Genomic DNA, 9842 nt, shown 5'->3' on the forward strand with positions numbered 1-9842 from the left:
TTTTGGATAGGATGCTAGAGAAAGTTTCCAGTTACTTTTTGAGAACGGGCTTTAGACCTCCAGGATGGGCAATCGCAGGCCGAAAAGAGTCTAGCCGAAGCGTATCCATTGCCGATTGACCAACGTAGCGAATCGGTACAGGCGTTTTTATAAATAGTAGACTATCTGCCTGATACGTAGATGTTGCTGTTTGTATGCCAACCGGAAACCCATTGAACCGAAGTTTACGAAGAATAATGGGCCGCTGGCCGGATAGGAGCAATGCGGCAGGCCCCTGAAAACTTGAGTCGGCCGTAATGGATACCGTGCCATCCCCAACAACTACCACTGAATCTTTTAGCTCAATCGGGCTGGTTAGGGTAATAGTTGGTCCAAAAATAGCTTTGGTTAAGCGCACAATCCGCTGGGGCGACTGGCGGGCCTGGTCGAGCAGTCGGCGTAGTGTAGCCTCTTCGGTCGAGCGGCTGACAATAGGAACCGTTTGTGGCTTATCAGTAACCGGCGGGGGGACTGCCTGGTTTACAAGCCAAACGACTACACTTATCAGGAGCAGGCAAAGCCCTGAAAGACTCCAGACAGCCCATGTCAATCGGTTTTTTAAGTTAGCAGATCCTGGCGTTGATCGGCTTGTAAATGACTCATCCGCATCGGATTGGAGAGGGGTCGCAACTGGCTCATGGGTAGCTTGATCCGACTTGACTTCAGTGGGCGAACACGTCTGATTGCGAACCAATACAAGGGTGATATTATCCCTGCCACCTGCCGCCAGGGCTTTTTCCAGCAACTCATCAACCTGGCTCTCAGGTGAAATCTGACTACTAAGGGTTGATTTGATGGACCGACTATCCACCATATCGGTTAAGCCATCACTACAAAGAAGTACTACGTTTCCAGGCAAAAAGGGAGCTTCCCCGATTTCCGCCAGTTCTTCGCCCTCTACGGGTACGGAACTACCGACATCCCGGATTATTTCATTGCGCCGAGGGTGGCTCATGGCTTCGGCTTCGGTTAGTTGACCAGCGTCTTCCAATAAACCGATAACCGAATGGTCGTGAGTAAGCTTTGTCAGTTCGTTCTGATGCAAACGGTAAAGCCGTGTATCGCCAACGTGGGCGAAATAAAGTTTCTGCGCATGCACATCCGTTACGACGATAGTGAGTACACACCCCATTTCCCGGTACTGATCTTTCTGCTGCCGCTCTTCATAAATGCGCCGATTGGCATACTCGACGGCTTCCCGGAGCATCTGTTTCAGTTCGCCGGAAGCTTTGTTCATAACTTGCTCCAGGGCATTTCGAGCCAGTTCGGCAGCGTATTCTCCCCCAGCGTAGCCACCTACACCGTCGATAACGGCAAACATACTTTTACCAGACGATTGGCTCCAGAGCGGGGAGAGCGAAATGAACGTATCCTGGTTCGACTGGCGTACTCGACCTGGGTGCGTGCGACCGGCAAAGAGGATCGAAGGCCGCTTTGATTCGTCAGAAAACGTATCAATGGCTTCTTCCATATTGTTAGAGGCCATGCGGGTCAGTCAGGTTTATTCTGTAAATGGGATCGAACGAGCAACAGAGCAAGTATCAGCAAAACGACGATTAGCAGGGTATCAATCATAAGACTGTCTGGAGAGATTTAGAGATTGGGAAAAAACTCCAGCTCAACCATATGATTTAAAAGTAGTTTACTGCCCAGGGCTAAAGGGGTGTAGGTAAACTGGCCTTTTTCCGGCAAACTTTGCGTGAGAGGCTGTTCGTCGAGCAGGGTTTCTTTGTTGCTTAAAACGGCTACTTCAAAATGCCCCAGGGTGTCGTTGTAACGAATGCGTGCGTGCGGATTAGAAACATAGCGCGACTCTATCCGCACTTCATAATGATCATTATCGGGTTCTTTTCGTGCAATCGTTATTTCGCGTTTATGCATAAAATAATCCCAGGAGTCGGCATCATCAGGCTTCACCCGAATGCGGGCCAGGGGGGCATCCGACCACAGCCGGTCTGTGGGGGCAGAGGCTGGCATACTGGACGGTTTAGGCCCTGAACGTAGAATAGGTACCCAAAATAAGCCACCAGATTCATAAGCGACAGCCGGGAACTGATCCAGCGCCATAGCCAGGTTTCGGAATGTCTGACTTTTAGCGTTTCGGACCGTTCCGCGTCGGTTGGTTGCTCCAGTGGGCCCGGTAACCGATTCGCGGGTATCGTCGGGTGCTGGACCTACCAGTTCACTAAAAATAAGCAGGTTATCGGGTTTGATAGTTTCCTGTGCGAACTCTTCCGTAGCTACAAACTGAAACTGCCACCGCGTTGCCAGTGGAGCTATCTTCAGACCGGAAGCCTCTTTGCGTTTCATTTCCAGCGCTGTTTGCAACTTTTGGTCAAAAAAAATGACTACTTCGTCAACAACGGCTTTAAAGGCTGCTTTTTGGCGCTCGTAAACGTCGGGATGCATGCAGATGACGTAGCTACAGTGCGGAATCAGTTTTAGATACGTACTCTCTTCCTGAAGCGACTGTTGAAAAGCAAGTAGGAGTTCATCAATAATACGACGTGATCCGACGCGAAGGTGAGTAGCAGGCTGAGGTTCGGCTTCTCGATATACATCCGTTGTCAGCTTTTGGAACAAGGATTGAATAGTACGAAACATTTTGGTTATATCGTAAATATTGGGTCTCTATTGATTAACTATAAATGGTTATTTCTTTTGTAATGAGCGTCGGAATATACTGTTTTGATTAAGTAGAGCAAATTAAATAAAAAGCATTGGGCCACAAAGGAATAAGATAGTACACTCTGTTTATTTTTTTGATGTTTATGTACTTTCTTTGAGTAAGTTAGCTTGTTAATTTAATCCATTCCTTCGTTCATTCCTTCACTTATGTTGACTAAACTACTTGATTCGTTTCGAAAACGGGAGGAATCGTACCACGAGTTTATAAAGGCTGCTCAGGATGCTACCGATGAGGCTTTAAGAGATTTCAGCAAGGCAACCCCGGTTCCCTTAGAAGGCATTACTTTATATGTGGTCAGTACCGATGAAGTTGCCCAGCAGAAACTAGCGCAGCATCTGGCCCAGCCAAACTTTGTGACCGATTGGCAAGCTTCGTTTGCCCAGGATACCGCCTACGTGTCTGCTAATTGCCTGTGGCAAGCTGAGCTGGTCACCGAGATGCCTCATCACCTTCATCATCTTCGACTTGTTCATCAGCATTCATCAACCTATCAGTTCGCTGTATGGCTAATTTTACGTCAGCAGGCTTACCAGGCCATAGAACCCCTCGTAGCTTACATTTATCAGACACAAACAAAATTCATCTTACAACCAACTGCCGATAAACTTTCCTTTCAGATTGGGCGGGGAAGTAACCCCCGGTTAGATGATGGGTTTTATCGGGAAAACCACATTTATTTTATCGATTCTGAGAAAAATAGTGGTATCAGCCGCAATCATGCCGTAATTCGATACGATCCCCAACAGCGTCGATTTTTGCTGAAGGCCGAAAATAAACGGCTAACTGTCCGGGCGCAGGGAGCCAGACAGCCTATTCAGTTAAATTACAGCGGGGCTACTCATATACTGGCCGAAGGCGACCAGATTTCGCTGGATAGTACTAATCCAGAGGGGCTTCTTTTGTTTTCGTTCCATCCCTCACATACCAATGAGTTCGGATCAGACCCAGCGGTTTAATATCGCTCGCTACGTACGCGTTGGCCAGCTTGGCCAAGGAACGTTTAGTACCGTTTACAAAGTGATCCGCAACGGCCAGCCGCAACAGGTGTATGCACTGAAAGTATTACGCGAGTCAGTAGCCACACCTGACGAACTTCAGCATTTTCGGGAAGAAGCGCAGTTGATGCAACGCCTTAACTCGCCCAGCTTTCCACAATTCCACGAATTCGGACAGGAGTTGGATTACGTGTTTATTGCTATGGAGTTTGTCGAAGGAAAAAGCCTGGAAGAAATCCTTGGCACCGAATCGACTTTGCCGACTATTCAGGTCTGTCGGTTGATTCAGCAGATCGGTTCCGCACTCGATCAACTCCAGAATCAGGGGGTTGTACATCGGGACGTAAAGCCGGCAAATCTCATGCGACGTCCTGGTGGGAATTTTGTGTTGATGGATTTAGGAATTGCCTGCCAATCGGCACCACTCACCCAGCCCGACCAGGCCGGAACGCCCGAATACATGGCTCCCGAACGTTTCTATGAAGGGGCTCGATTAGACTTTACGGCCGATGTATATAGTCTTGGCTGTGTGATCTATCAATGTCTGACAGGCGAATTGCCTATTGCGCCTGGTCCCAACTTTCTGAACGCTCTTGAAACGGTTTCGCCTAAACCGATACGAGCGTATCGATCCGACTTCCCGGAAGCGTTAGACCAGGTTATTTTAAAAATGTTGTCGAAAGAGCCTGGCAATCGATTCATGAACGGAACCGAGTTGGCAACGGCCTTCGCATCTGCCTGTCGGGAAGTGGCCCTTGACAAAGCCAGCCGTATGGGGCGTCCTACTCCTAAAAATGAGGCATCGGTCTGGTACGAATATGCCCTAACCTGCCAGCCTGATAACGTTCTTTTACAACAAGAATATGCTAGCTGGAAACAACAGGTTTTCAGACAGGATACTGCCTACTCCGACACGGCGACCGGAACCAGACCCAAGCGGAACCCATCCATTAGCCCCCGACCCCGTTCGTTGGTTGATCGTGGGAACACGGTAAAGAAAGCCCCCTCCGAATCTATAGCTCCGAATCAACAGACCGACCAACCCGGCGACTGGCTGGTCAGACGAATTTTGCCGGGTGTTTTACTCCTCTTGAGTGGGTTGGTTTTCGTCTTTTTTTTTAAAGAAATTTTCTTTAAACCGGTTAAGTTACCTAAAATCAGTGGCCAGGCTGCTCCTGATTCGACAGGAGTAGAAGACAATCCAGGCTATGCTTCGATTGCCCCCGTGGAAGCTCGTAAGCTTTTGAGTAAGGGAAATGATTATCTGTTAGGGCGAAACGGCAAAGCCAAAAACGCATCGAGGGCGATGCTGTATTTGAAACGGGCTGCGTATACATCCGATAAGGCCATAGTGATCGATGCCAGTTATGCCGTCGGTAGTTATTATGCTTCGAAAAGGCAGGATGAAAAGGCTCAGTTCTGGCTTAAGCGGGCCGCGGACCTGGAGAGTGATAAAGCTGAATTATTACTGGGTAAACTCGTTGAGCGGCAAGTGGATAGGCGGCCTAGGCAATTTACGGCTTGCTACTGGTATCAACGAGCGGCCCGGCACAATAACCTGGAAGCCAAACGAGCCATCAGACGATTGCATTGCTCTGCTTGATTGGTCTGGCCATTTGAACGGAGCCTGTTGGAATAATCAGTGTATAGCAACCACTTGGATAGATCGTGGAAATACGTCATTTCGACGAAAACTAATTATTTACTGTAAAGCCCATTGACTATTTGGGGGCGGTTCGGATATACTGAATAGAGAGCTATACTGATTTGCCAATGATGTTTTCTACCTGGAGTGATGAATTACAAACAGTTTTTGCAACGCTTCTGCTATCACACCAGTCGCGATCTTATTGGTCAGGGTGGATTTGGTACGGTAGATCGCGCTTTCGATACGGAACATCAGCAGTAAAGGCCTAAAGCATTTGTATGCCCACGAGATTATTCATCGAGATTTAAAACCTGCCAAGACACAGATTATTTCTATGGCTCTTGAGAAGCGGAAACTATTAACGAAAACAGGGTATTGACGCTGAATTTTTGAGATAAGGATACATCTTGCAGTGTAAAGCTACAGGATGTTGGAGTAAGCCTTGCGTCAGCATACTGGATGGTTTATATTAGCAAAGAGAATATAGCTTATGGAATACATTGTGTCTTTGTGGGCAGTAGTTAAAACTAAGCTGTAGCTTATTTTAAAAAAAGTGCAACAAAACGAAAAAGTAGTTATTGATTGATAATGTTCTTATTGCCAGTCATGTAGCTCTTGAGATAGTGTATAGTTTAACCAGTACGATCAGAAAAAAGACAATGCGGTGAGTTGACCCGTGCTAGTGACAAACAGGCTGTAACCATTAAATCTTCCCAATAATTTAATATACCTAAATCAAATGGACAAACGCTACTACTATTTTAATGGTAATGAGCAAATTGGGCCGCTAAATTATAGCGACTTATTCAACCGGAACTTAACCCCAGATACATTATTCTGGTATGAAGGCCTGCCTCAATGGAAGAAAGGCTATGAGCTACCAGAATTGGCCAATCTGTTTAATCGGTCATCCAACACCCCGCCTGTTAATCCGCCCTATAATCAACCTCCTTATAACCAGCCTCCTTATACACCACCTACTCCGTATCCAAATCCCAATCCCAATCAGTCCTATTCACCTCCATATCCCAGCTACCAGCTTCAGCCAACGCCACCCGCTTATGAATGGTATTTCATGGCCTGGCAAAAATACGCTCAGTTTACGGGCCGTGCCCGACGAAGTGAATATTGGTATTTTACCCTGTTTCACTTCATTATATTAATCATCGCAAGTGTTATCGATGAAATGAAGAATAGCGGTAGCGAAGGTTATGGCTTATTAACCAGTCTCTATTACTTTGCCACTATTGTCCCCTACCTTGCCGTTGCCGTTAGACGAATACACGACACGGGGCAAAGCGGCTGGTTTATTTTAGTTCCAGTTTACAATTTAATCTTATTGTGTACGGAAGGCAACCGGGGGCCCAATCAATATGGACCTGATCCAAAGTATGTTTAGATAACAAGTTGCCGATTCTGGGATAGCGCATAAATGTGGGCCATGATGTAGATGATCGTATTGATTTGAAAACCAGTAGTACAGTTGTATTGGCAATCATAACGGTCATCTATATCCTGAAGTCGCTAGCATAAGACTCTGATTCCCCTGAGTCTTATGCGGAATACTGAACCTATTTTATTTCAGGTAATAGGTACGCTGTTCAGATTCAGCCAGAATAGGTTTGAGCGTTATGGAACCCTACTCTTCGCAGGCTAGGGGAATAGCTCTGGCTGTTGTTCATCGAGGGGGCCGAAAACGTGTTAAAGAAAATCAGTCTGAGAATGACAACCCATGAAAAAAGCACTTACCGTTTTTAGTGGTAAGTGCTTGAGAATGAGCGTGGGCCAGGCAGGACTGACACCTTATTTTTCTGATTTTTTCTACTCTTGTTTAAAGTCCCTGTAAGCTAGCATATTACCTTATATCTAAGACAAAGATAAACAAACTAAAAACAATATAAAGAAAAAAGATCCGTCAACAAAACCGTCAACATTACGCTTATTTTTCTATCTTTACCATACCTCAAACAGTAATAGTATTGGTATGGCAACAACTTCGTTTGTTCTGCGTGACCCCGACGCGGACGAGGAAACGAAAGTGCATCTCATTGTTCGTTTCAACAATACCCGGTTAGTATATCCGACCGAAAAAAAGATTCATCCGCTCTACTGGAACCCCAACAACCAACGGGCTAGAGCTACAAAGCAATTCCCAAATCATAACGAGTTTAACGACCGGCTTACAGAAATTGAGCAAGCAGGTATGACTGCTTATAATGGGTTACTTGCTGAAGGTTTTAAGAAACCAGCAGTTGAACAAGTGCGAGAAAGGCTATTGTCAATCTTATTTCCAAAGGGTGATAATAAGAAACCAACCCTATTTGAGTTTTTTGAAATTTACATCAAGGAATATACTAACCTTCAAAAAGAATCTAGCCTAAAGGTTAAGCGAACCACACTTAATCATTTGCAGAATTACGCAAAAGCCCGTAAGAGGAAAGTTGATTTTGATACAATCAATCTTGACTTCTATTATGACTTTACTAGCTACCTAATGAACGATTGCGGGTATTTCAATAACACTGTAGGTAAGTATATAAAGACATTAAAGGCTGTTTTAAATGATGCTGCTGAAAAAGACTTTCATCAAAACTTTGCTTACAAAAAGAAAGGCTTTAAAACTCTGAATGATGAAGCTGATAATATCTATTTAAATGAGTCTGAAATTGACCAGATGTATAATGTTTACTTAGCCAGCCAACCGAAGCTAGATAGGGTACGAGACATGTTCGTTATTGGTTGTTGGGTAGGCTTGCGATACTCTGATATGGCTGTCCTAAAAGCTGCTCACTTTATCGAAGAAGAAGGTAGTCGTTATATCAAGATTCGTACGCAGAAGATGTATAATGATGTTTATATACCGCTTCATCCGATGGTTGAAACAATATTAAAGAAGTATAAAGGCCAATTACCAAGAGTGTTGAGTAATCAAAAGGCTAATCAGTATCTAAAGGACATTGCAAAGCTAGCCAAGTTAAACAGCCCAGTTATTATTAATCGAAAGCGAGGCACTGAACGGGTATCAGAGTGTTTCGAGAAATGGCAACTAGTTAGTACCCATGCCCAACGTCGTAGCTTTGCTACAAACCTTTATTTACAAGGGGTTCCCACGATTACAATACGGGCAATCACAGGCCACAGAACAGAAAAAGCATTCCTAAGCTATATCAAGGTAGATTCTAAGCAACACGCAAAGTTGCTTAAAGAGCATTGGAATAATCAGACACGAATAACTCTTGAACATGCATAAAATGGAAATCACACTTCCTAGGGTCTATAATGGTTTCGTAAGTGAAGCTATTATGAATTTAAAATATGGAGTTAAATCGAAGCAAGATTTTTGGACGATAGAAGAGCAGGCTTCAGAATTGAGCCCAGAAGAGCAGTATGAGTTTTTAAAGAGAATACGGGACGGACTTATTGCAAGTTCAACAGAGCATGCTAAAGTCTGCCAAAATCCTGCTTATTGCGAAGAGTCAATTGGATCGGAGCAGAGCATTAATTCTCTTAATAAAAGGATGGATGCACTTGCGCCAAAAGTTAAACCTCAATTATTGCAACCGGCTATTGATGAAACCGTAAGTCACCCTATCGAACATTCAGCAGCCCGTCAGGTATTAGCAATGAGATTTCTGCTTGAATATGCTAAGATCAAAGTAAATAATGATAGAGCTGGACAAAGATTAATGCACTTCTTCACTGGGAAAAGCCCAGACAATCTTTACAAACTTTGGCGTAACCCTTATAATAAAGATCTTTTCACTGCTGAGGTTGAAGATCTACGATTCGTCAGAAATATATTTGAAGATTTAGGCGCAATGGAAATAGTAAAAATGATTAGTAATGAGATAGATAACCCTAATAGATAAGAAGTTGGGTAACCTTGTTGGGTTACCCAACTCCGTTTTTGGCCTAAATCTTTGGCTCAACGAAACACCAAATAATCGTTGAGCCAATGCAAAACGTTGTTTTCACCCAACTATCAATTCCAGAAGTTCGACAACTGCTACGACAAGAGCTGGAACAATTTTTTACGGATCGCCCGTTTGTCTCGTCAACCTCAACTCTACCTATTGAGGACTTATACACCCGTCAGGAGACAGCCCAAAAGTTAAAAATAAGCTTGCCTACACTAGACGATTACACCCGACGTGGAATCATTCGTGGTTGTCGCGTTGGTCGTCGTGTGCTGTATCGTCCTGAATGGGGTGGTCCCGTTTAGCCGGACACTTTACTTATGAGAGTTTGACAAAACAGTTTGATAAAATTGGTTTTCAAAGTCAATCGGTGAACGGTAGCCTAACGACGAGTGCAGCCGACGCACGTTATAATACCCTTCAATATAGTTAAACAACTCAGCACGGGCATCATCTAGACTCATAAAACAGCCATCCTCCAGCAACTCGGCTTTTAAGCGTCCCCAAAAAGACTCAGCATGCGCGTTTTGATAGGGATTATCAGCTTCCGCCAT

9 protein-coding genes are annotated in these 9842 nt (G+C 44.8%); 6 read left to right on the forward strand and 3 right to left on the reverse strand.

Annotation, left to right across the window (positions count from 1 at the left end; translation table 11 throughout):
• Window positions 1-31: 31 nt before the first annotated feature.
• Both B153_RS36630 and B153_RS0113495 read right to left on the reverse strand, forming a co-directional pair.
• Window positions 32-1525 carry a protein phosphatase 2C domain-containing protein gene (locus tag B153_RS36630; RefSeq protein ID WP_051097282.1) on the reverse strand — a complete coding sequence of 498 codons (1494 nt, stop codon included), beginning with the start codon at window positions 1523-1525 and terminating at the stop codon, window positions 32-34.
• Window positions 1526-1632: 107 nt separating this feature from the next.
• Window positions 1633-2643: an FHA domain-containing protein gene (locus B153_RS0113495; RefSeq protein ID WP_020597253.1), complete on the reverse strand. Its 1011-nt coding sequence runs from the start codon at window positions 2641-2643 to the stop codon at window positions 1633-1635.
• Window positions 2644-2874: 231 nt separating this feature from the next.
• Between B153_RS0113495 and B153_RS0113500 the strand changes: the two genes are divergently transcribed.
• From B153_RS0113500 to B153_RS37245, 6 genes are all read left to right on the forward strand, one after another.
• Window positions 2875-3684 carry an FHA domain-containing protein gene (locus B153_RS0113500; protein WP_020597254.1) on the forward strand — a complete coding sequence of 270 codons (810 nt, stop codon included), beginning with the start codon at window positions 2875-2877 and terminating at the stop codon, window positions 3682-3684.
• On the forward strand, window positions 3656-5326 hold the full coding sequence (locus B153_RS0113505; RefSeq protein WP_020597255.1) for a protein kinase domain-containing protein: 1671 nt from the start codon (window positions 3656-3658) through the stop codon (window positions 5324-5326). Before B153_RS0113500 ends, B153_RS0113505 begins: the two co-directional genes overlap by 29 nt.
• Before the next feature lie 784 nt (window positions 5327-6110).
• Window positions 6111-6770: a DUF805 domain-containing protein gene (locus B153_RS37645; RefSeq protein WP_020597257.1), complete on the forward strand. Its 660-nt coding sequence runs from the start codon at window positions 6111-6113 to the stop codon at window positions 6768-6770.
• 585 nt (window positions 6771-7355) lie between these two features.
• Window positions 7356-8621 (forward strand): site-specific integrase, encoded by a 1266-nt coding sequence (locus tag B153_RS0113520; RefSeq protein WP_020597258.1) that lies wholly within the window; start codon window positions 7356-7358, stop codon window positions 8619-8621.
• 1 nt (window position 8622) lies between these two features.
• Window positions 8623-9240: a hypothetical protein gene (locus tag B153_RS0113525; RefSeq protein ID WP_157634673.1), complete on the forward strand. Its 618-nt coding sequence runs from the start codon at window positions 8623-8625 to the stop codon at window positions 9238-9240.
• Between the two features lie 86 nt (window positions 9241-9326).
• The gene (locus B153_RS37245) at window positions 9327-9593 is read left to right on the forward strand and encodes a helix-turn-helix domain-containing protein (protein WP_083928199.1); all 267 of its coding nucleotides are present in this window, start codon (window positions 9327-9329) and stop codon (window positions 9591-9593) included.
• Between the two features lie 9 nt (window positions 9594-9602).
• Here B153_RS37245 and B153_RS0113530 read toward each other — a convergent pair.
• Window positions 9603-9842, reverse strand: a 240-nt coding sequence (locus B153_RS0113530) for an integrase core domain-containing protein (protein WP_020597260.1), incomplete at its 5' end; no start/stop codon positions are given.

The organism is Spirosoma panaciterrae DSM 21099, assembly GCF_000374025.1.
In the GTDB taxonomy this organism is placed as follows: domain Bacteria; phylum Bacteroidota; class Bacteroidia; order Cytophagales; family Spirosomataceae; genus Spirosoma; species Spirosoma panaciterrae.